This is a genomic window from Idiomarina sp. (genome assembly GCF_019431395.1).
In the GTDB taxonomy this organism is placed as follows: Bacteria; Pseudomonadota; Gammaproteobacteria; order Enterobacterales; family Alteromonadaceae; genus Idiomarina.
The window spans coordinates 2,948,627-2,970,814 of record NZ_CP080268.1; the positions used below are offsets into that span (position 1 = coordinate 2,948,627).

Genomic DNA, 22,188 nt, shown 5'->3' on the forward strand with positions numbered 1-22,188 from the left:
ATTATGAAAACCGTCATTACATACGGAACCTTTGATTTGTTTCATGTGGGTCATGTTAGACTTTTAAAAAGGCTCCGAAAATTAGGTGACCGCCTCGTGATTGGTTTGTCTACCGACGCCTTTAATGAATTAAAAGGCAAGTCGGTGGTGTTTCCTTACGAGCATCGAAAGGAAATTTTGCTTGCAACGCAATACGTTGATGCGGTTTTTCCCGAGCAAAACTGGGAACAAAAACGCGACGATATTGTGCGTGAAAGAGCTGATATTTTTGCGATGGGCGATGACTGGTCAGGTAAATTTGATGACCTTGAAGAACTTTGCCAAGTGGTTTATTTACCGCGCACACCGGAAACGTCGACCACAGAAATTAAGCAAATATTTGTCAAGCTAAAAGAAGAACGCTTGCACGAAGTGCGAAACGTGGCTGAACATTTAAACCGACTGATAGAAGAGCTTTTATGAAATCGCAAGCAGTAATGCTATTAAAACGCTTTAAACGCGTATTAAAAAAAAGACTTGGCAAACAATCGGCAACAAAAGACGCCTTCATTAATGTCGACTTTGCGCTGGTCAATGGTCGAGGCAACAGTACAACGCTGGTGCTGCTCGGATGGATGAAAAAGACCAACTTAAAGCCTGATGAGTTGCGAGTTTTTAATCAAAACAGCCTATTAACCAGCCACGTATTTAGCTATTCCCGCGATGATGTGGCGGCACAGTTTTCATTGCAACAACAAACGGATGTGTGCGGATTTATTGTTTATGCTAAAGCACCTGAACTTAATCTAGTGCAGATTAAATTGGTATTGGGTGACCGAGAATTAGTGTTGGCGTCGCATCGCTATCAGCAAACCAACACACCCGCACAATTGGTTCGTCATGTGAGTAGTGAACAATCTGCAGCGGTTCGTTTTTTGGCTGAGCATGACATTAATGTCGATGATATTGCCACCGCGGGTGCAAGCTTACCTAAGCGCCCTCTGTCTAAACATGCTGAAAAAGTTAAGGTCCTAGTGGCCAATATGCAAGTAAACCAAAGCAACTGGGTAAAAACCTGCCAACAAGAGATATTACCCAAACTACAGGATGTCTGGAAACAGCATCTGCAGCAGGCTAAAAGTCGCATCGTGCGCTATGGCGAGTCTCCCGGTAGACCCAAAGTGTCGGTAATTATACCCTTGTACGGACGCTATGACTTTATGCGCTATCAATTATCGGCATTTGCTGCAGACACAGCGATGCAAAATGTTGAACTGATTTATGTATTAGATGATCCAGAACTGGAGCATGAAGTTGCTGTCACTGCGCATGGTTTAGCGAAAACCTTTCCGCAACCATTTAGTGTTGTTTTTATGGATACTAATGTTGGGTTTGGCAGTGCCAATAATCATGGTGCTGCTTATGCACAAGGCGAGTTGCTGTTGTTGCTTAATTCAGACATTATTCCACGTTCAGCGGGCTGGTTAGATGTGCTATGCAAACAGTATGAATCGACGTCGGATGCGGGTGTGCTAGGTGCAACATTGCTGTATGAAGATGAATCGATTCAGCACTGTGGCATGGTATTTACGCAAGAACCAAATGCGCCGGGGATAACGCTAAACCACCATCCGCATAAAGGAGTACCTTTGGCGTTGGTCAGTTTACCTTCGTTACGTAAGTCGTTATTAACGACCGGTGCTTGTATGCTGATGCGTCGTGAGCTGTTTGAGCAAGTAGGTGGTTTTGATCGTCATTATGTGATTGGTGATTTTGAGGATTCTGATTTGTGCTTATCAGTCGCGGCGTTGGGCTATCAAAATTACGTCTCTGGTGTGGTGACGTTGTTCCACTTAGAACGCTTATCACAGCGTTTAGTTAGTGACGATAACTGGAAGCAAAAATTAAGCTTTGCTAATGCCTGCTATCAACAACAAAAGTGGGGCGCACAATTAGCCGATTTGGAGCAGAAGTTTAATCAGGGTTGGGAGTCTGAACATGCGTGAATTATTAGGCAAACGCGTGTTGATTATTGCTCATGGGCACCCTGACTTTAATAAGGGCGGGGCAGAAATTGCCGCCTACCGTATGTTTTTAATGTTGCGTGAGTGTGGCATTGATGCTTACTTTCTAGCGCGTACACAGTTGGCTCCTCACGGAGGCGCGGCTTTTTCTCATCGTGGAAAGGGCGAAAACGAGGGCCGTGAGATCTTATTTCATACGCAAATGGATGATGGCTTTTCGTATACCAACATAAAAACGCGTCATTTGTGGCAAGACTTTGCTGAGTTGTTGCAACTCATTAAACCGGATGTCGTGCATTGCCATCATTACTTTTTAATGGGCATTGAATTGTTTCAAGTCATCCGTAATGAGCTGCCTAAAGCAAAAATTGTACTGACGTTGCATGAATATTTAGCCATTTGCCACCAACACGGGCAAATGATTAAAACCAACGGCACCTTGTGTTATGAAGCCTCTCCGCGGGATTGTCATCAGTGTTTTAATGAATATGACCCGGGTGACTTTTTATTGCGAGAACACTACATCAAACAACAGTTTGCTCATGTCGATAGTTTTGTTGCTCCTTCTGAGTTTTTAGCGAATCGCTATATCGAATGGGGACTGGCAAAAGAAAAAATCGCCGTCATTGAAAATGGACAATATGCGGTTAAGCACGCTATACCAAGCGTTAAGCCTCAATCAAACCGTGTAACACTGGGCTACTTTGGTCAGCTTAACCCCGTTAAAGGTATTGATATACTATTAAAAGCGTTAGCATTATTGCCGGATGCAATTCGTGAAAAGGTTCACTTAGAAATTCATGGAGCAAACCTAGAGCATCAACATGGGGAATTTAAAAGACGCTTGAAAAAATTGATGTTGCCGGTAAAACATTGCGTCAGCTTTATGGGAGCTTACGAACCAAGCGAAATGTCACAAATTTTGCTGCATATGGATTGGGTTGTGGTGCCATCAACTTGGTGGGAAAATTCACCTATGGTAATTCAAGAAGCTTTTGCCGCGAAAGTACCGCTGATTGTTAGCAACATTGGCGGTATGGCTGAAAAAGTAAAGCATCAACATACCGGTTTACAGTTTCGGGTTGCTAGCCCAACGGCACTAGCTCAGACCATTGAGCGTGTGGTGACTGAGCCAGAGTTGCAGAGTCAATTAAGGGAAAATATCACCCCCCCTTTAACCGTTGAACAGTCGTTAAAAGAGCATCTTCCGTTGTATCTTGATTAAATTGTATTTTGGTAAAAATAGCGAGTCATAATGCATCAGTACCTTGTAGTAAGAAACCCCGAGGTTAAAGGCCAATTGCGTTTGCGGTTTCCTGTCGCAGGATATTTAACGCCAGACGATCACAGTGGAAATTATGAGTTGGGGGGATTTGAGTACACGCGTAAACAATTAAAGCGTGATGACCGATTTTTTGTGGTGAGCCATAACAAACCGATCGACTCTGGAATGCTTGATTACGAGAAAACGGTTAACGCTAAGGATGAACTTGCAGCTTTTAAAGTGCTATTGCCAGAACTTACCGTAACTAATGAGCGCTACAGTTTTACCGTAATACACCAACAGCCCAACGGAGAACAACAAGTCTTGTTTTCAGTTGCTGTGGCAAAAACGTCTAAACCAACACAGGCTATTTTTGTTACCGGGTCGCCTCGTAGTGGCACAACGGCAATGGGTAATGCTTTGCAAAGAGCATTTAACCACAAGGTACATGGCGAAGCGCATTTAGCTGATATGATGGCACAAATTGACAGTTATAGTCAGCAAGCATTAATCAAAAGTCCAGCTTATAACAATGAAGGCACCTTAATAAATCAACTTAATGCTGCTGATATTCAAATGAATACGGTGCTGATGATTAGGGGCATACATGAGCAGTTTTATGGCAAGGATTTAGTGCTGGATAAAACCCCCGGGGGGCCAAATATTAATGCGCTGTGGCTTATGTTGAAAGCCTATCCAGAAGCAAAGATTATTTATTGCCAACGGCGTGGTCTAGAAAACGTAATATCACGTCTTAAAAAGTTCCCTGATGTTTCGTTTGAAGGGCATTGTAAACAGTGGCGCCAAAGCCTACGTTTATGGAACGCTGCAAAGCAATCTGTTAGCGTTGCGATGAAGCATCAGGACTGGTTTTATAGAGTTGAGCAGTTATTGGTTGCACGAGCGCCGGAGGAGACCACCAATACGATTGGCAACTGGTTAGCGTTAACCTCTGCGCAGCAAAAACGTATGTCAGCTTACTTAAAACAACAGAGCCCTCAACAAAGCTCTGACTTTAAGGCTGCAGTTGACTTAGATAAACTTGACTGGACGGCAGAACAAAAATCCGTGTTTCTAAAAATCTGCGGCCCTGAAATGAAAAATCAGGGCTACAGCTTAGATGAACATTATTTTTTGTGAAACCTTGCTTTAAAACGTTGCCAGCGATTCTTTAATGGGCTGCGGGTTTCCATTTTTTTACTTGGTATAATTTCATCGATGGTGTCGAGCATGTGCTCGACATCACTCTCCGCTAAGTTATTCGTTGAAACACCGATTATGCCTAATGTGCAAAGTTGTAAAGACTTTTCAATCGTATCGGACACAAATGGAGATGTTCGGATATCATGACGAATGAGCGCACGCAGCTGGTCGGTAGATTTTTTGTCGACAGAGCAGTCGGCTGATGTGCATAACCACTGTCGAATAAGTGCTCTTGCAGTATTATCGAAACTAAATGAGGTAGAGGCTAAGAAGAACTTCGAAGTGATGAGGTACAAGCCAAAGAGTGTCAATAAGCCACCACCTGACCAACTTAAAAAATAGCCAATGGTTGTTAGTGTTTGATAATTAATATCGCTGAAGATTTTATCCAGCCAAACCTCGTAAGCGCCCCACAAAACAAATATTGCAGAAAAGATAAACACTAACGTTTGCAGCACCATGTTACTTTTTGAATCAAAGTCGGCATGGAGCTTTTGAATGTTCGCGTCAATCCGATCGGAGTACTCTTCTGCCATACTTAATTTGTTGTGGTAAACATCGTAAGATTTCCGGGCCGTTTGCGTTAAAAACCGGTAATAGCGGAGTTCGTCTTCGGTTCCTCGGTTTTGTTCGATGTTAAACATCGGGCGCTCAAGTTCTTCTGACAGCTTCTGGTCAAGTGAGGAAAAGTCAAACTTAACTTTGGTAAACATGCCAAGTAAGTGAGCGTTAACTTCCAACAGAAAAAACATGATACGCGCGGACAGGTTATTACCGAGCGTTGCAAATTTTGGGGTTACAGCATAAAGAGAGCGTATTTTAACCCAGTGGTCTTTCATAAAAGCAGAAACTCGGTTAAGAAATTCTATCTTACGGTAAAGTGGGGCGAGATTTTTCTCGTAGTGACTGCCACGAATAAAAAATAGTTGCTCTGTGTGATATCGATCGATAAAGCCACTGCGTTCCGGGTGAAGTTCTTTGTTGGTTGATGAACTGCTTTTAGAAATGCTGTAGTGCCCGTCAGCGAGTTGGGTGTTATTATCAATGACGTAAAGCGTCTGCAACTCACGTACATGAACTTCAATATCGTCTTTATGTGGCTTTGCGTGCTCATCAACAATGATGGGTGAGCAGGTGTGACTAGTAGCGCGCCATCTTTCTTGTCCCCAGTAGTATTTGCGGTAATGGCGCTGATAGTCAGGTCCGATAACCTTATCGGAAGGGATAGTGGACTCCTCCAAGCTGTCAAATTCAGTCCGAGACAAAATAGGCGCAGGATTCATTACCTGAAGAACCTCTTTATAGTCCTCAAATTTGTCGGTAACGATAAAGCGTGCGGTTTTAATTGTTGTAAATTGTTTGTTTAAAACCTCTGCGAGTTGGCGTTGCAGCGCGAAGATTTCATCTACGTTAGTCGTCGATAGTTGTTGTTGATTATTGAGTTCGATTCTAAACAGCCAGAAGCGCTTACGCTCGTAGCGAGTAAAACGTGTTGTTACGTCTTTAACATAAAATTGCAGGTCTTGGTCGTTAAATGTCACTTTAGGCAGCGGAATGTTAACCGCACTGTCGCTGTTTGATTGCTTGCGCAATGTGCTAAACACCGCAAAAGTCCAGCGGTACCATCTTGAACCAACTTTTTTTAGTCCTTTTTGATCGGCGCCTGCTAGCTTATCAAAATCAAACTCGACGATGTTTGAAGTAGCGAAGTCCTGGCCTTTTGAAAATTCCTGTACCGAAAACTCCTTTCCTTCCGACTGTTGCAGCAATTCGTTGATTTCGTCATTAAAGGTTTGGTTGAGAGAGTTCAACTCGAACCCTTCGTAGTCTGGCAACTCTGCCTTCCATATAAATTGCATAGTGAAGTTCCTTGTTATTTAATAACTCTATTAAGCCTGCTGAAAACTTGGGATGTCAATTGTTGCAAAATTTATTTAAGGGTCGAAGATCAGTAAAACATCTTATACAATGGTACGTTATAAGCTAGTAACCAAATAAACGATTTATTTTACAACAGGCAAATTGGATGCTCATGAACGAGAAACGATTAACCCATTTGAAGGCTCTGGAAAACGAGTCGATTCAGATCTTCCGCGAGGTTGCGGCGGAGTTTGATAACCCGGTGATGCTGTACTCGGTAGGTAAGGATTCCTCCGTGTTATTGCACCTGGCCCGTAAGGCATTTTACCCCGGTAAAATTCCGTTCCCGCTGATGCACGTGAACACCACCTGGAAGTTCCGCGAGATGATTGAGTTTCGCGATCGCATGGCCGAAAAATACGACTTTGAACTGATTGAATACATTAATCAGGAAGGCGTTGAGCAAGACATCGGGCCGTTCAGTCACGGCAGTGCTAAGCACACTGATGTGATGAAAACCCAGGCGCTGAAGCAGGCATTGAATAAATACAAATTTGATGCGGCCTTTGGTGGCGCCCGTCGCGACGAAGAAAAGTCGCGGGCGAAAGAACGTGTTTATTCGTTCCGTGATAAAAACCACCGCTGGGATCCGAAAAACCAGCGCCCTGAACTGTGGAATATTTATAACGGCAAGGTCGATAAGGGCGAGAGCATTCGTGTATTCCCGCTGTCGAACTGGACCGAGCTGGATATCTGGCAGTACATCTATTTAGAAAACATCGATATTCCTCAGCTTTACCTGGCCAAAGAGCGCCCAGTGGTTGAGCGTGACGGCACCTTGATTATGGTCGATGATGACCGCATGCCGTTAGAAGAAGGCGAAACGCCGGAGATGAAGATGGTGCGCTTCCGTACCCTGGGCTGCTACCCGTTAACCGGTGCAGTGGAGTCTGATGCAGCCACCCTGCCTGAAATTATTCAGGAAATGTTGCTGACTAAAACCTCAGAGCGTCAGGGCCGGGTTATCGACCACGATAGCGCGGGTTCTATGGAGAAGAAAAAAATGGAAGGGTATTTCTAATGAGCCACGCATCGCCTTTAATCGAACAAGACATTCTTGCTTATTTAGAGCAACACGAAAACAAAGAGCTGCTGCGTTTTATCACCTGCGGCAGCGTGGATGACGGTAAAAGCACCTTGATTGGTCGTTTGCTGCACGACAGCAAAATGATCTTTGAAGACCAGTTGGCCGCCATCACTGAAGACTCGAAAAAATCCGGTACCCAGGGCGACGAAGTCGATTTAGCGCTGTTGGTTGACGGCTTGCAGTCTGAACGCGAGCAGGGCATTACCATCGACGTCGCGTACCGTTACTTCTCCACCGATAAGCGTAAGTTTATTATCGCCGATACCCCGGGGCATGAGCAGTACACTCGTAACATGGCTACCGGTGCGTCAACCTGTGATTTGGCGGTGATTCTGATTGATGCCAGCCAGGGCGTACAGACGCAGACTCGTCGCCATAGCTATATTTGTTCTTTATTGGGCATTAAGCACGTGGTGGTCGCGATTAACAAAATGGATCTGGTGGATTACTCGCAGGACGTTTATAAGCAGATCCAGGATGACTATTTGAAGCTGGCGGGATCGTTAGATATTCCCGATATTCGCTTTGTGCCGATTTCAGCTTTGAAAGGCGATAACGTCGTTAACCGCAGCGACAAGCTGGACTGGTTCCGTGGCTCGACGCTGATGGAATACCTGGAAAACGCTGAAATTGATCAGCCGCAAGATACCGAAGATTTCCGCATGCCGGTACAGTTGGTCTGTCGTCCGAATTCGGATTTCCGTGGTTTTCAGGGCACCATTACCTCGGGCTCGGTGAACGTGGGTGACACCGTTCGTGCGCTGCCTTCAGGCAAGATCTCGACGATTAAATCGATTGTGACCTTTGACGGTGAGTTAGAAGAAGCTCACGCGCCGATGGCGGTGACGCTGACGCTGAACGACGAAATTGATATTAGTCGCGGCGATATGATTGTGCGTAAGGACAACTTACCGCATGTGTCTAACCGTATGCGTGCGAAAGTCGTCTGGATGCACGAAAAGCCGATGGACTTGCATCGTGAGTATTACATTAAGTTTAATTCCAAGTTTACCCGTGGCGAAGTGACGGATATTCATCATCAAATCGACGTGAATACGTTGAAAGAAAAAGAAGCCGGTAAGTTGGAGCTGAACGAAATTGGTTTGGTTGACGTGCATGTGCATGATCCGGTGGTATTTGATGCGTATCAGAGCCACAAAGAAACCGGTGCGTTTATCATCATTGACCGTATGACTAACGTAACCGTTGGTGCGGGTATGGTCGACGAAGCCTTGTCGTCTGACGAAGGTGATGATAGCCGCGGCGACTACAGCGAGTTCGAATTAGAACTGAACGCACTCGTGCGCAAACACTTCCCACACTGGGGCGCCAAAGACCTGTTAAAGTAGCGTGCGTCCTGACGCACGTTTGCTACTTAAACACTTAAACACTGAAACGCAGAGAGCACAGAGGGCGCAGAGAAAAGACTTCTTAAGGGAAAGACAAAACCCTGAACAATGGGGTTTTACTTTTAAATGTTTTCTCTGTGTTCTCTGTGCCCTCTGTGTTTCAATGTTTAGTGTTTAGGGTTTTCAGCAAACTGTCGGTATTTGGTCTATGGTTACTGGCTCTTTTATAACGGAGCCAATGACATGGAAAGTCGGGAGTTAACGCATACGATTATTGGGGCGGCGATTGAGGTGCATCGTGAATTAGGGCCGGGCTTGTTAGAGTCAGTGTATCAGCGATGCATGTTTTATGAGTTGCAACAGCGACAGTTACTTGTTGCGCAAGAGGTAATGCAGCCAATTTATTACAAAGAAATCAGCTGCGATAACGGAATGCGCATTGATTTGTTAGTGAACCAACAGGTTATTGTTGAACTAAAGGCCGTGACTAAATTACTTCCCATACACAAAGCGCAACTGGTAACGTATTTAAGGTTATCCGGCTTGCAACTCGGATTACTCATCAATTTTAATGTAAAACGCCTAACCGAAGGCGTAGAACGCGTTATATACACTAAACATTAAACACTGAAACGCAGAGAGCACAGAGGGCGCAGAGAAAAGATTTTTAAGGGAAATACAAAACCCTTAACAACGAGATTTTACTTTTAAATGTTTTTCTCTGTGTCCTCTGTGCTCTCTGCGTTTCAATGTTTAGTCTTTACACAAAGGATTAAAATGCTAGATATTGTCGCGCTAACTGGGTTGTTGCTTGTGATGGTGGCGATGCTGATTCGCTACCAGCAGCATAGCGCCAAAATTTTTGGTGGGGCGATGTTGGTGACCTTGGCGGCAGGTTGGATTAATGCCGACGAGCTACTGGCCAATGCCGCTAATCCGGGGCTGGCGACGTTGATCATGCTGATCCTAATCTCGTTTGCGCTAGAAAAAACCGGCCTGTTGCGCAAAGTTAGCCGCTTCTTGTTTACCGATTCCGAACACGCCAGTGTTTGGCGCACCATGGGTCTCAGTGCGTTGGCCTCGTCGGTGCTGAATAACACCGCGGTTGTGGCGGCGCTGCTAAACGCCGTGCGCAATAACAAAAAAGTGGCAGCGTCGCGGCTATTAATTCCGTTATCCTATGCTTCGATCATGGGCGGAACCCTGACGTTAATCGGCACCTCCACCAACCTGATTGTCAACTCCATGTTCACCGATACAGGCCATGCGGGTTTTCAATTTTTTGACTTTACTTTAGTGGGTGCGATCGTTTTAACCGGCGGTTTAATCACTTTATATATCGTTAGCCGCTTTTTACCCCATCATACTAACGATACCAAAGAAACCACTGAATATTATGTCGAAGCCGAGCTAAGCGAAGACTCGCCTTTAGTGGGCAAACACGTCGACGAAGCCGGGTTGCGGCACTTAGAAGATTTGTTTTTGGCGGAGATTGTGCGCCAAGGTGGCCATGAGATATTACGCCCAGTGGCACGTTACGATGTTTTGCAAGCGGGCGATAAATTGCTGTTTAGTGGCGATATCAGCAAGGTAAAAACGCTTAACCAGTTTGATGGTTTAAAACTGTTTGCGGATGACAATGGCCTGGAAACACACCAGCTTACCGAAGTGATCATCAAAGAAGAGTCGGTGCTGACCGGGCGCACGTTAAAGTCGACCGGCTTTCGGGCGCGTTTTGATGCAGCGGTGGTGGCGATTCGGCGTGACGGTGGCAAAATTAGCGGCAAATTAGGCGAAGTCACCCTGCAAGCGGGGGACTTTTTATTACTCGCCACCGGCCCGGACTTTGCCTCGCGGACTAACTTAAGTAAAAACTTTTACGTACTTAGCGGGGTAGAACCCGAGAACATGCTCAGTGGCTGGCGCGAAAAGCTCACCTTGTATGGTTTTTTAACGATGATTGCGGCAACCGTTGCAACCGGAGCGTCGCTATTTTACGGCGTATTGTTTTTATTGGGTGCGTTGTTGTTCAGTGGCTGCTTAAACGTCAACGAAATTAAGCGTCGGTTCCCGGTCGAAATCTGGGTCATCGTGACCAGCGCTTTGTGTATTGCAGAGGCATTGACCAATACCGGTGCATCAGCAGCGATAGCCGATTTTGCTCGGGATAGCTTAGCTGGGCACACACCTTTTGTGTTGTTAGCCGGTGTATTCTTGATTACTTACCTGTTAACTGAAGTGATTACTAACAATGCGGCCGCGGCACTGATGTTCCCGGTTGCCTATAGCTTGTCGCAGGGTATGGGCGTGGATCCTTTCCCGATTATTCTGGGAGTTGCCTTTGCAGCATCCGCAAGCTTTATTACGCCTTATGGTTACCAAACCAACCTCATGGTATTTAACGCCAGCAACTATCGGTTAAAACACTTTTTATTCAGCGGTGTACCGGTGGCGGTGGTGTATATTTTACTTACGTTGCTGGGAATCTGGTTAGTTTTTCCATTATCAACGACCTAATTATTTGTTGTAAGGGGCATTAATGCAATCATTGTTGTTTGTTCACATACCTAAAACGGCAGGAACTAGCTTTAGAACCTCCTTAGAAGAAGTTTTAGGCCCCAAAAAAATTATCAAAGATTACGCAGATCATTCACCAGTCACCTCTGAGTCCATTATTGAAATGGTCTATAAAGAAAAAGATCTTGCTAAGTTTTATCGGTTTTTTCCTAAAACGGAACACGTGTTATCAGGTCACTTTTGGCTTAATAAATATCAACGCATGTTTGATGCACCGCAATTAACTACTTTTGTGCGTAATCCGGTTGATCGTGTCATTTCAGAATTTCATCATTTTAAACGGCATCAAAACTACCAAGGATCCTTATATGCGTTCCTTGACAAACGCCGGAACCAAAACCTTATGTCGCGGTTTTTAGCGGGCATTCCATGGCAGGCCTTCGGATTTATGGGAGTGTCTGAGCGCTATAATGAATCATTAGAACTATTTGCTGCCCACAGCGGTATAACTTTACCCGAATTGCACAAAAACGTAGCTCCAAAAAATTATTCGAATATTTCAGAAGAAGATTTATCTCTCATCAAACAAACAAATTTAACAGATATTAAGTTATATCAGCAAATAGCTACTGATTTTGAACAACGGCTGGATTTTACTCGTTCGCGAAAACCATACGCGAATGCGGCTTGGTGGAGAAAGCCAGGTAAGGCAATGATTGAGGGCTTTGCCTTTTGGCCGCATTCCGATGAACCTGTCACGCTAGATCTACTAGTGAGCAATAAAAGAATTGCAACGCTAACGGCTGATAGCCTGTCTGATGTTGGTTATCTTGCTAATGCTCCACGTTACGGCTTAGTGGGCTTTGAATATAAGCTGCCGGTAAAAGAGCAAAAGCAATTACTGGTAAAGGTTAGTAGCACAGGCCAACGAGTCACTCGAGGCTTTTAATTTTCGTCATCTGAAAACCAAAATTTTCGTTTTCTCGCGTCAGGTGTACGCTGTAGTGTAGGTCATTTTCTATCTCACGATGCCAGTGTTGCCGCATGTACTCGATCTCATTGGCTTCTCGTTGCTTTTTCTCGGGTGTGTCTTCACGGCCCCTCGATTTAGACTCGTAGTGATATAATTCAGCGTAAGGTGTCCATAAGTTACGGTAGCCAGCGGCTTTAACTTTTAAACAGAAATCTACATCGTTAAATGCAACCGTTAGTTCTTGCTCGTTAAGACCTTTAACTTGGTGGTATACATCTTTTCTAACCATTAAACATGCTGCAGTAACTGCACTATAATTTTGAACGCATTGAAGGCGTTGACAATAACCGTCGGCATAACGTAAAAAGTTTTTATGGCCATGCCCGGCGAGCCCCCATAACCCCATTATAACGCCTGCGTGTTGAATCGTGTCGTCTGGATAATAGAGTTTAGCGCCTACACAACCAATGTCAGGCCTTAACGCATGCTGAAGCATTTCCGATATCCAATCGGGACTAATGACTTCAGTGTCATTATTTAAAAGGCAAATAACATCGCCATTGGCGTGCGAGACCGCAAAGTTGTTGATGGCCGAGTAGTTAAATGGCTTATCATAATTGAGTACGTTTACTTTCGGGTGCTGCGCGATACCATGTAACCATTCTAATGTCGCTTGTTGTTGGCTTTGGTTATTAACCAGCAGAATTTCGTAATGTTCGTAATTACTTTTACTTAAGACACTGTTAATGCAATTTTTGGTTAAATTCAATGCATCCTTTGTTGGAATTATAATTGAAACCATTGGTGCTTTTGCAGGGGGATTCAGGCGATAGTTGACTTTATAGGTTCCCTCAAGCAGCCCTGACTCTATATTTTTAATAAATTCAGCTTTTCTCTTTGCCCAGGCAGTAATTAGGCCAATACGTTCTAACACATCCGAAGTGCTATCGTTAGCTTGCTTGGTTTTTTTTACGTGTTGCAAAACTGCTGGTAAATGAACGATATCTTCGTCGCTGTCATTTATAAGCCCCTTGCTTAACAGCACGAGAAGCAAATTTCTAGAATCTGTAATGGAATCTTTGATTTGATTTAACACTTGACCTTTTACAGCGAAACAGTTGCCCACGTAGTCTTGGCTGCGAAATAAATCTGGATTCCATGAAGGCTTAAAGTGAGGCTGTATACGTTGATCGTATTCGTCTAAATAGTCATGATCCCAGTAAATAACTTTAGCGTCTGTATGTTGTGTGACTGCACTTTTAACAACTTTTTCGAAAGACCGTGAGTAAATACTGTCCTTCTGCTGACAATAATAAAAAGCATTATCTTCAAATTGTTTTTGCTTTGGCTCCAGGGGCAACAACATAGCATTGGCTGCTCCATTACAGAGTAACTCGTTGGCATCAGGTTCAATATGAAGCCTCCAGAATTGATATGGCTCACAACTTTTAAGTTGATAGCAAAGCAAGGGCTGATATTCTTGTACCAATTTATATAGAGCGTGAGAACCCCCGTTTCGCTTTTGGCGAGCTCGTGTTAACCGGTAAATGTTGGATTGAGTTTGTCCAGTTTTCTTATGTTTACGAGACACCTGTTGTAGCATAAAGAACCAAGCCTTGGTTGCTGATATCGGCTTGATTCGAACTGAAAAAAGGGGTTGTTCAGTTAAGTCGTCAGTGTTAAATAACCACTCAAGTGTTAACTTTTTTAATGGACTATGGCGATAAAAAACCAATGACAACTTACGTTCACTCTCTGCGTGCAAAGGCACGCCGTTAAGATGATCATTTTGTTTTAACGAAACTGTCGACGTATTTGATACAAGTTTTAATGCGTCGTCATTCTTAGCGAGTAGGACGATTCGCTGCCAGCCAAGCTTAAACGCTTTTTTATTATTAAGAATATTTAAATTACTTTGATTAAATAGTTCCCAACCGGCTGTCTTAAGCCTAAGCTGAACTCGTGCAGCAAGATCTAGTTTTATTTCCATTGCGCTATAATTTTCCGTTCTAATGCCCAATTGTGACGAGACGTTGGTTGATGTTTTGGATCGCTGATATGGTAATGCTCGAAAGAAGAGGCTTGATAACCAAAGCCAAAACATTCAATTTTATGCGGTTCGATTAGTTGCCGCAACGTGTGTAGCAATAAAAAACCAGCACTCGGTGGCGCTTGCAATTGTTTTACACACTGGCGCCAATATTCAAGCGGAATACTGACGACTTTAGCTGAGTGGTGGTTGAGTTGTGGCCAACGTTGCTGCCACCAGAGCATATTGGGGCCGGTCACGATAATCCATTTAACCTGTTCGGGCACCGGGCCGTGATAGCCCGGTGCCATCACCCAGATGGTGAGTTTGTTGCCAAGGTCGGCTGGGTGAGTTTGTTGGCTGGCAAATTGATTAAATCGAATAACCGTATCGTGACGGTCAATGGTTGCCCCCAGTTGCTGCCCCGCCAAGTTGGGACTATTACCGACCACAGCAACCGAGCCTGACGTTAAGCGTTGCCCTAATTGCTGGAGGTTTTGTTGTTGCTGTGCGCGCCAGCATTTAACTTGTTGCTGATAAGCTTTAACTATCGCCGGCGTGGTTTGGGTATCGCATTGTGCTTCGGCTATTAAATTGGCTAGCTGTCGAGCGCGGTGCCGATAAATACCTTGCCACCAGCGTTGCCAAACGGGTTGTTGTTGCCACCTTAAGGCTTGTTGGGTATGGCATGAGCTTAAGGCATAGCCCCATTGACGTTTACATATCATGTAGTCGAGCCAGCTAGCAAAGTCTTGCTGTTGTTGCCAATGCCGGGCAAAAGCATGGCGTACGGCCGGTAGGTAACGACCGGCTGTGAGTTGTTGCTTGGCCTGTTCTATGTGCATACGGCAACCCGCTGGAGCAAATCGTGTGCTTGTTGCTCGGCGCTATAGCAATCAAGCACTTGTTGGCGCAAATGGGTCGGTAACGGGTCATTATGTAACTTGTGGTACTCCAGCTGTTCCGCCCAATCTGCCGGGGTGTGGGCAAAGCTAACCCCAGCATTTACCAGGCGTTGCATATCAGGGATTGGGGATGCGATAGTGGGGCGGTTAAAAAAACCGGCTTCGATCGCTTTAAGGGCAGATTTGCCGCGATTAAATGGCGTATCCTCCAGCGGCGCTAAATGGACATGACCGGCATTCACCGTTTGCCAGTAGTGCTCGTAAGGTTGCTTCGGTTGCCAAATAACTTGTGGGCTATTGGCTAATGCCGCTGGCAAACGCGTCCGCTCCAATACTCCGGTAATGTGCAACTCGGCATCTTGATGGCGTTGTAAAAAATCGCTAACGGTTGCAGCAATCAATGCAAAGTCTTGATCATGGCTGCGGGTTCCCGGCAGATATTTGAGTACAAACGGTTTTGCTGGTTGTTGGCTTGGTGTCTGTGCATACCAGCTTTTATGTGGCGCATTGGGTAAGCAATGAACCGGCACCTGAACCTGTTGTTGTAACGCTGCTTGTAAAGGTTGTGTCGAGACGCTAAAGGCATCAAAGTAATGCAGTAATTGCTGGTGTTGAGCAAAGTTTTTTGCGGTTTGTTGTTGGCTCACATAGCCATTACGGACACCCGGACTATCGGCGGCAAATTCGGTAGCAAACACGCGATCATCAAAGTCAGCAATGAGCCGAGTACCGCGTTGGCGTAACTTTTTGAATAATTGGTATAGCTGCCATCGCTGGCGCAGGGTGCGTGCGCAAGGACGATGAAACACGGCGATATCCAGTGTCGGTTGTGATAATTTTGCGCCAAAAGTACTCAGCAAGGTGCTGACATGTTGCAAATAAACCCGGTGCCCTTGTGCTTGTAGTGCCAGCGCCGGATTTTGACAACGATAAATAAAAGCGGGATCGGCAGCGAATTTTAGCGGGTTTTTATTGCTGGCAATAAACGCAATGCGCTGCTGGGGTTGAGTCACAGACCGATCCTTTTCTGTTTTAGCGTGGTTTGAGCGTGATGCGCTCACACGGCGGTCGTGTTATTGTAATAAAGTCTTACGGTAAAAGGAAATACCTGCGTGCAAAAGCCCACTCGCCTCGTCACAGTAAGCAAAGCGTTGGCTCGGTTGCCCTATTTGTCAAAACGGTTAAATGCGCAAGTTGTGTACCGGCATCGGTATGGCTTATATGGGCCTTGGCTGCCGGCTAATAGTCAAGCCATACTTGCCTGGGGTAAAAAACCATCGGCACAAGCCGCCGAGCGAGTGGCCAAGCGATTAGCCAAACCGGTACTGCGTTTAGAAGATGCGTTTTTGCGTTCTTTGCAGTTGGGTGCAGAATCGATGCCGTTGGGCATCGTGGCAGATGATAGCGGTATCTATTACGATGCCAGCCAACCTTCCCGTTTAGAACACCTCATCCAACAGCCATTAAGCGAGGCGCAACAGCATCGTGCGGAACAATTAATCCAGCGTTGGCGTTGTCAGCGGCTGTCTAAATACAATCATTGCCGTTCGCAGGCGGTGGATTACGAAAAACCCTTTGTTTTAATCGTGGACCAGACCTATGGTGATGCGTCGATCCGTTATGGTAATGCAGACGCATCGGATTTTGCGGCGATGTTAGCGGCGGCGCGGCAGCGCTACCCTAAGCACTTGCTAGTGATAAAAACCCACCCGGATGTATTAGCGGGTTATAAGCAAGGGCATTTTGACCCAGCGCCCCTGGCAGAGGATCCGCAGGTTGTGCTGGAAGCGCGTGCTATCCATCCGCCCGATCTGATCGAGCCGGCCGATGCTTTGTTTTGTGTGACCTCACAAATGGGTTTTGAAGGGTTGCTGTGGGGTAAACCGGTGCATGTTTTTGGCGCGCCGTTTTATGCCGGCTGGGGACTCACCGATGATAGTGCTGCGCCGTTGGCTGAGGTTATTAAGCGACGTGGAAAAGCGTCGCTACAGCAACTGGTGCACGCCGCCTTTATTGATTATGCCTTGTATTGGCACCCGGAACAGCAACAGGCGTGTGAGATTGAAGCACTAATGGACTGGTTGGCGCAACAGCGGCAATGGCGTGAACACTATCCTGCTCATTTATTGGCTGAACGCTTTCCGCGCTGGAAAAAGCCACACTTACAACGATTTTTTGCCGGCACCCAATTGCGTTTTTTAAAGCGTCACGCACCGTTACCCCAGCATCAACCGGTGGTGGTGTGGGGACGTCCACAAGCCGCTAATCAGATTGCGGTTGAAGATGGGTTTGTGCGTTCGGTAGGTTTGGGGGCTGATTTAACAGCACCTAAGTCCTGGGTTATTGATGATCTGGGCATGTACTATGATGCCACGCAACCTTCACGGCTTGAGCAGCTGTTGATTGAAGGGGCGTTTTCGGCACAAGAGTTGCAAAGAGCGGAACAATTAATCAATCGCCTGGTGGCAGAAAATGTCAGCAAATACAATGTGGGAAATGACACTTGGCAACGCCCAAAAACTGCACAGCGGGTTATTTTGGTGCCGGGCCAGGTTGAGAGTGACGCATCGATTCGCTTCGGTTCACCGACGTTAAAAACCAACTATGCTTTACTAAAAGCTGTACGCGAGCAAAACCCGAGTGCTTTTGTTGTGTATAAGCCACATCCGGATGTGGTAGCGGGGTTGCGTAAAAAAGACAGCCAGCACAAACAACAATTTACATTGTGTGATGATGTTGTTCTGCACGATAATATGGCATCATTGTTAACAAAAGTAGATGAAGTGCACACGCTCACATCGCTAACAGGATTTGAAGCGTTGCTGCGAAAACTCCCGGTTACCTGTTATGGACAGCCATTTTATGCGGGTTGGGGCCTAACTCAGGATATAAACCCTAATGAGCGGCGAGGTTATCAGCGAAGTTTGACGCAATTGGTGGCGGCCGCTTTAATCCGCTATCCGCGCTACTTAAGCGACAACAGCGGCACCTTAACCACAGTGGAGTGTGCGTTGGATGAATTAGCGAATACGCGAAAATTGCAACAACAGCCGTCTCAACGACTGAATATCGGGCGCTTACTGGTTCGCTTAAAGCGACAGTTGTTGCGGATAAAACGATTTTAATAATGGAAGAGTGAATGATTCCTTCGTTTGAATTGGCGTTAGCACTGGGCTTTGCTATCACCTTGGCAGGCCTGCTGTGCTTGCGTCGCATTGCCCCTCAATGGGGGTTAATAGACTATCCTTCTGAGCGTAAACAACATAAAACAGCCACGCCATTAATCGGCGGTTTAGCGATTTTTTTAGGGCTGACGGTGAGTCTGATGTGGTGGTTACCGCTCAACCCGTTAGTGAGTTCGTTTTTGGTTGCGGGTGGGGTGTTGGTTTTTGTTGGACTCCTGGATGATATTTACGATGTGAGTATTCGCATACGCTTGTTAGGGCAGACACTGGCCGCTTGTGTGGTGGTGCTGTCGGGGGATACCTACTTACTGAGTTTGGGTAATCTACTGGGTACGGGGGCGTTACAGTTAGACTGGTTTGCCTGGCCGTTTACATTGTTTGCGCTAGTGGGCATGACCAATGCTTTTAATATGTTGGATGGCATTGATGGGTTGCTGGGCATGTGCTCGTTAACTGCTGCCATTGCTTTTGCTTTTTTAGCATTGATGGCGGGTAATGCGCTACTGGCATTTATTGCGACTGTGCTGGTGTGCATTTTAGTGCCTTTTTTAGTGATGAATTTATTACCCAGTAGCAGCGCTTACAAAGTGTTTATGGGCGATGCAGGCTCGTTACTGATGGGGTTTGTATTTGCCTGGTTAATGGTTGTTGGGAGTCAGCCGCATTTGAGTATGCCGCCGGTTATTGAGCCGGTGACGGCGCTGTTTTTATTGGCATTGCCCTTGGTTGATATTGTGACGGTATTGCTACGCCGTATTAAACAAAAGCGTAACCCGTTTATGGCGGATCGCCAGCATATCCATCATTTATTTAGCAAGGCCGGTTATAGTCAGCACCAGGCACTGGTTTTTTTAACCCTGATTATGGGCGCTTTTGCCGGAGTGGGCGTATTGTTGCAATGTTTAGCTACTCCGGAACTCTTTAGGTTAGCGGCTTTTGCCTTTTTGACACTGGCTTACATGCTGTTAACTAAACGCCTTAAAATTAAAATGGCGCGAAATGAGCAAGCCTAAGCAGACAAGGATAGGTTGTTGATGAAAGTGTTAGTGACGGGTGGTGCGGGTTATATTGGTTCGCACACGGTATTAGAATTACTGAACCAGGATATTGACGTTGTCGTGGTCGACAATTTGGTTAATGCCAACGTTGAGAGCTTAAAACGCGTTGAGCAGTTAACGGGTAAGCCAGTTGACTTTGTGCAAGCCGATGTGCGTGATAGTCGTGCGTTAGATGCCGTATTTGCTGAGCATAGCATTAGTGCTGTGATTCACTTTGCCGGCCTGAAAGCCGTCGGTGAAAGTGTCGCAAAACCGTTAGATTACTACTCGGCCAATGTTTACGGTAGTACCGTATTGGCGCAAGCCATGGCTGCTGCCGGTGTGCACCGAATGATTTTTTCATCGTCAGCGACGGTATATGGCGAAGGAGCGCAAGCGCCCTATGTTGAAACCATGCCGCGCGGTGTTACCAGTAACCCTTACGGCACGTCCAAAGCCATGGTAGAACAAGTATTGACGGATGTGGCTAACGCAGATCCGGCTTGGTCGGTGGTGCTGTTACGTTATTTTAACCCGATAGGGGCGCATGAATCCGGTCAGATAGGCGAAGACCCGCAGGGCATTCCGAATAACTTGATGCCTTTTATTGCGCAAGTTGCGGTTGGCCGTCGTGAACAGTTATCGATATTTGGTGATGACTATGACACCGCTGATGGCACTTGTGAACGTGACTACTTACACGTGGTTGATTTGGCAAAAGGTCATGTTAAGGCCTTGCAGGCAACGACGCATTCAGGTACGCATGTTTATAATTTAGGTACTGGTACAGCAACGTCGGTAAAGCAAATGGTACACGCTTTCGAGCGCGTTAATAACGTGCAAATACCTTATACGATTGCCCCACGCCGTGCCGGTGATTTGGCGGCATTTTGGGCTAATGCAGACAAAGCAGCAACAGAATTAGACTGGCGAGCAGAGAAAGACTTAGCGGATATGGTCCGCGATACCTGGCGTTGGCAACAACAAAACCCTAATGGATATATTTAATAAGAGAAGTCAGTGTTTTTAACAATAGGAGTATGACGATGGCGAGTGTAACAGGCGCTGGCTTAACATTGGATGTCAGCTATCAAGCAATCGAGATACCGGGTTTATTAAAGCAATTGCAACTGCCGGAAAACTTTGATGCGTATCGCCGGCAGCTGCTAAAAGGCGAGTATCTCAATGTATCCGAACAACGTAATGTCACGCACAGTTTATGCCGCTCGATTCATGCAGTTACTGGGCGCTCAGAAAAAGCTACCCGCTTTGACGATATCGTGCAAAAGCTCCGTTCGGGGCGCTGGTTAGGGGCAACAGGCAAGCCTGTCACCGCCGTGGTGAATATCGGTGTTGGCGGCTCTGACTTGGGACCGAATATGGGGGCTTTTGCACTAAAAGAGTTTGCTAATGATGCGGCCCTCAATGAACTCGATGTGCATTTCGTTTCTTCGATGGACGGGGGGCAACTATATGCGGTGCTACCGTTAATTGATCCTGAAACCACCGTGTTTATTATCGCCTCAAAATCGTTTGGTACCATTGATACCTTTGCCAATGTTAATACCGTTCGCGAGTGGATAAAGCCACAACTGACCGAGCAACAATGGCTAGCTCAGCATGTTATAGGGGTATCCTCTAACGGCGTTAAAATGTCGGACTATGGGATCCCGGCAGCGCATCAGCTGACTTTTGGTGAGGGCGTTGGCGGGCGGTTTTCGTTATGGTCAGCGATTGGCTTGTCGATTGCCTTAAGTTGCGGGCTGTATACCTTCGAACGGATGTTGACGGGCGCACGGGCCATGGACAAACATTTTGGTGAAGCGCCGGCTGCCGAAAATATCCCGTTATTGATGGCGTTATACGGTATTTATAACCGTAACGAACTCGGTATTAATAACCTCGCGGTATTGCCTTACGATGGGCGTTTACGGATGTTGCCAAGCTATTTGCAGCAACTGGATATGGAAAGTAACGGCAAGCAGGCGACGGCTGATAATAAAGCGATTGATTATGCTACTGGCCCTATTATTTGGGGCGACTTTGGGCCTAACGGGCAGCATGCATTCTTTCAGCATTTGCATCAGGGTTTTGATGCTTTTGCCGCAGACTTTGTACTGGTGCTTAAGCGTCAAGCGCCCGGGTTTTCGAGTGCGGTAGCGGCTAAGTTGGCAGAGCAACAACAGTTATCGGTGGCTAATTGCTTGGCGCATCGACAGTTAATGAAATTTGGTGCCGCGAATGAGGCTTCCCCACGTGATCATTACCCTGGCGGGCATCCCTCTAACTTGTTGTATATGGATGAGTTGACGCCAGAAACCTTTGGGGCATTAATTGCTGCTTACGAGCATAAAGTTTTCGTGCAGGGTGTGTATTGGCAGCTTAACTCGTTTGATCAACCGGGTGTTGAGATGGGCAAAAAATGTGCGTTGGACATTTTGGCCAGCTTGGAAGGTGGCAATGAGCCGGCCTTTGATGAATCTACCAATGAATTAATCAAGAAGGCACGAACATGAGTAATGACAATATCGTCTGGCACCAAGCATCGGTCAGCCATAACGAACGAGTTGAGCGGGTCGGTCACCAGCCGGTGATTTTGTGGTATACCGGCTTAAGTGGCTCGGGTAAGTCGACTATTGCTAATGCGGTGGATCGTAAGTTATTTGAAATGGGTTGCCACACTTATTTGCTCGATGGTGACAATGTGCGCCATGGT

The 22,188-nt window shown here is 46.1% G+C and carries 18 protein-coding genes; 14 read left to right on the forward strand and 4 right to left on the reverse strand.

The annotated features are described in order from the left end of the window. Positions 1 to 3: 3 nt before the first annotated feature. The 4 genes from KZ771_RS14210 to KZ771_RS14225 are packed head-to-tail and all read left to right on the forward strand — an operon-like array spanning position 4 to position 4,407. Positions 4 to 462 carry an adenylyltransferase/cytidyltransferase family protein gene (locus KZ771_RS14210; RefSeq protein ID WP_290571058.1) on the forward strand — a complete coding sequence of 153 codons (459 nt, stop codon included), beginning with the start codon at positions 4 to 6 and terminating at the stop codon, positions 460 to 462. Next, the gene (locus KZ771_RS14215) at positions 459 to 1,985 is read left to right on the forward strand and encodes a glycosyltransferase (protein WP_290653996.1); all 1,527 of its coding nucleotides are present in this window, start codon (positions 459 to 461) and stop codon (positions 1,983 to 1,985) included. The genes KZ771_RS14210 and KZ771_RS14215 overlap by 4 nt, the downstream gene beginning before the upstream one ends. After that, a complete protein-coding gene (locus KZ771_RS14220) occupies positions 1,978 to 3,228 on the forward strand; it encodes a glycosyltransferase family 4 protein (RefSeq protein WP_290571062.1) in 1,251 nt (416 codons plus the stop codon). Before KZ771_RS14215 ends, KZ771_RS14220 begins: the two co-directional genes overlap by 8 nt. 30 nt (positions 3,229 to 3,258) lie before the next feature. Continuing rightward, entirely contained in the window at positions 3,259 to 4,407 is a 1,149-nt protein-coding gene (locus KZ771_RS14225; RefSeq protein WP_290571064.1) for a sulfotransferase, read from the forward strand. Here the strand turns inward: KZ771_RS14225 and KZ771_RS14230 are convergent. Beyond that, a complete protein-coding gene (locus KZ771_RS14230) occupies positions 4,395 to 6,329 on the reverse strand; it encodes a hypothetical protein (protein WP_290571066.1) in 1,935 nt (644 codons plus the stop codon). The genes KZ771_RS14225 and KZ771_RS14230 overlap by 13 nt on opposite strands. Positions 6,330 to 6,502: 173 nt before the next feature. Between KZ771_RS14230 and cysD the strand changes: the two genes are divergently transcribed. From cysD to KZ771_RS14255, 5 genes are all read left to right on the forward strand, one after another. After that, positions 6,503 to 7,411: a sulfate adenylyltransferase subunit CysD gene (gene cysD, locus KZ771_RS14235; RefSeq protein WP_290571068.1), complete on the forward strand. Its 909-nt coding sequence runs from the start codon at positions 6,503 to 6,505 to the stop codon at positions 7,409 to 7,411. Then, positions 7,411 to 8,826, forward strand: a complete 1,416-nt coding sequence (gene cysN / locus KZ771_RS14240) for a sulfate adenylyltransferase subunit CysN (protein WP_290571070.1) — start codon at positions 7,411 to 7,413, stop codon at positions 8,824 to 8,826. Before cysD ends, cysN begins: the two co-directional genes overlap by 1 nt. Before the next feature lie 243 nt (positions 8,827 to 9,069). Beyond that, entirely contained in the window at positions 9,070 to 9,450 is a 381-nt protein-coding gene (locus KZ771_RS14245; RefSeq protein ID WP_290571072.1) for a GxxExxY protein, read from the forward strand. 87 nt (positions 9,451 to 9,537) lie between these two features. Then, the gene (locus tag KZ771_RS14250) at positions 9,538 to 11,343 is read left to right on the forward strand and encodes an SLC13 family permease (RefSeq protein ID WP_365996492.1); all 1,806 of its coding nucleotides are present in this window, start codon (positions 9,538 to 9,540) and stop codon (positions 11,341 to 11,343) included. A gap of 22 nt (positions 11,344 to 11,365) precedes the next feature. Next, positions 11,366 to 12,292 (forward strand): sulfotransferase family 2 domain-containing protein, encoded by a 927-nt coding sequence (locus KZ771_RS14255; protein WP_290571076.1) that lies wholly within the window; start codon positions 11,366 to 11,368, stop codon positions 12,290 to 12,292. Here the strand turns inward: KZ771_RS14255 and KZ771_RS14260 are convergent. The 3 genes from KZ771_RS14260 to KZ771_RS14270 are packed head-to-tail and all read right to left on the reverse strand — an operon-like array spanning position 12,276 to position 16,263. Further along, positions 12,276 to 14,306, reverse strand: coding sequence for a glycosyltransferase family 2 protein (locus KZ771_RS14260; protein WP_290571078.1), 2,031 nt, complete (start codon positions 14,304 to 14,306; stop codon positions 12,276 to 12,278). The two genes, KZ771_RS14255 and KZ771_RS14260, sit on opposite strands and share 17 nt — an antisense overlap. Beyond that, positions 14,297 to 15,190, reverse strand: coding sequence for a glycosyltransferase family 29 protein (locus KZ771_RS14265; protein ID WP_290653998.1), 894 nt, complete (start codon positions 15,188 to 15,190; stop codon positions 14,297 to 14,299). Before KZ771_RS14265 ends, KZ771_RS14260 begins: the two co-directional genes overlap by 10 nt. After that, the gene (locus tag KZ771_RS14270) at positions 15,181 to 16,263 is read right to left on the reverse strand and encodes a hypothetical protein (protein WP_290570682.1); all 1,083 of its coding nucleotides are present in this window, start codon (positions 16,261 to 16,263) and stop codon (positions 15,181 to 15,183) included. The genes KZ771_RS14265 and KZ771_RS14270 overlap by 10 nt, the downstream gene beginning before the upstream one ends. Before the next feature lie 99 nt (positions 16,264 to 16,362). Here KZ771_RS14270 and KZ771_RS14275 point away from each other — a divergent pair, with 99 nt between their 5' ends. The 5 genes from KZ771_RS14275 to KZ771_RS14295 form a co-directional block, all read left to right on the forward strand. Further along, the gene (locus tag KZ771_RS14275; RefSeq protein ID WP_290570684.1) at positions 16,363 to 18,375 is read left to right on the forward strand and encodes a capsular polysaccharide biosynthesis protein; all 2,013 of its coding nucleotides are present in this window, start codon (positions 16,363 to 16,365) and stop codon (positions 18,373 to 18,375) included. A gap of 14 nt (positions 18,376 to 18,389) precedes the next feature. Beyond that, positions 18,390 to 19,448 carry a hypothetical protein gene (locus KZ771_RS14280; protein WP_290570686.1) on the forward strand — a complete coding sequence of 353 codons (1,059 nt, stop codon included), beginning with the start codon at positions 18,390 to 18,392 and terminating at the stop codon, positions 19,446 to 19,448. Between the two features lie 21 nt (positions 19,449 to 19,469). Next, positions 19,470 to 20,480, forward strand: a complete 1,011-nt coding sequence (galE, locus tag KZ771_RS14285) for a UDP-glucose 4-epimerase GalE (RefSeq protein WP_290570688.1) — start codon at positions 19,470 to 19,472, stop codon at positions 20,478 to 20,480. Positions 20,481 to 20,518: 38 nt separating this feature from the next. Next, positions 20,519 to 21,988, forward strand: coding sequence for a glucose-6-phosphate isomerase (gene pgi / locus KZ771_RS14290; RefSeq protein ID WP_290653999.1), 1,470 nt, complete (start codon positions 20,519 to 20,521; stop codon positions 21,986 to 21,988). Beyond that, a partial coding sequence (locus KZ771_RS14295) for an adenylyl-sulfate kinase (protein WP_290654000.1) occupies positions 21,985 to 22,188 on the forward strand: 204 nt, incomplete at its 3' end. The genes pgi and KZ771_RS14295, both read left to right, overlap by 4 nt.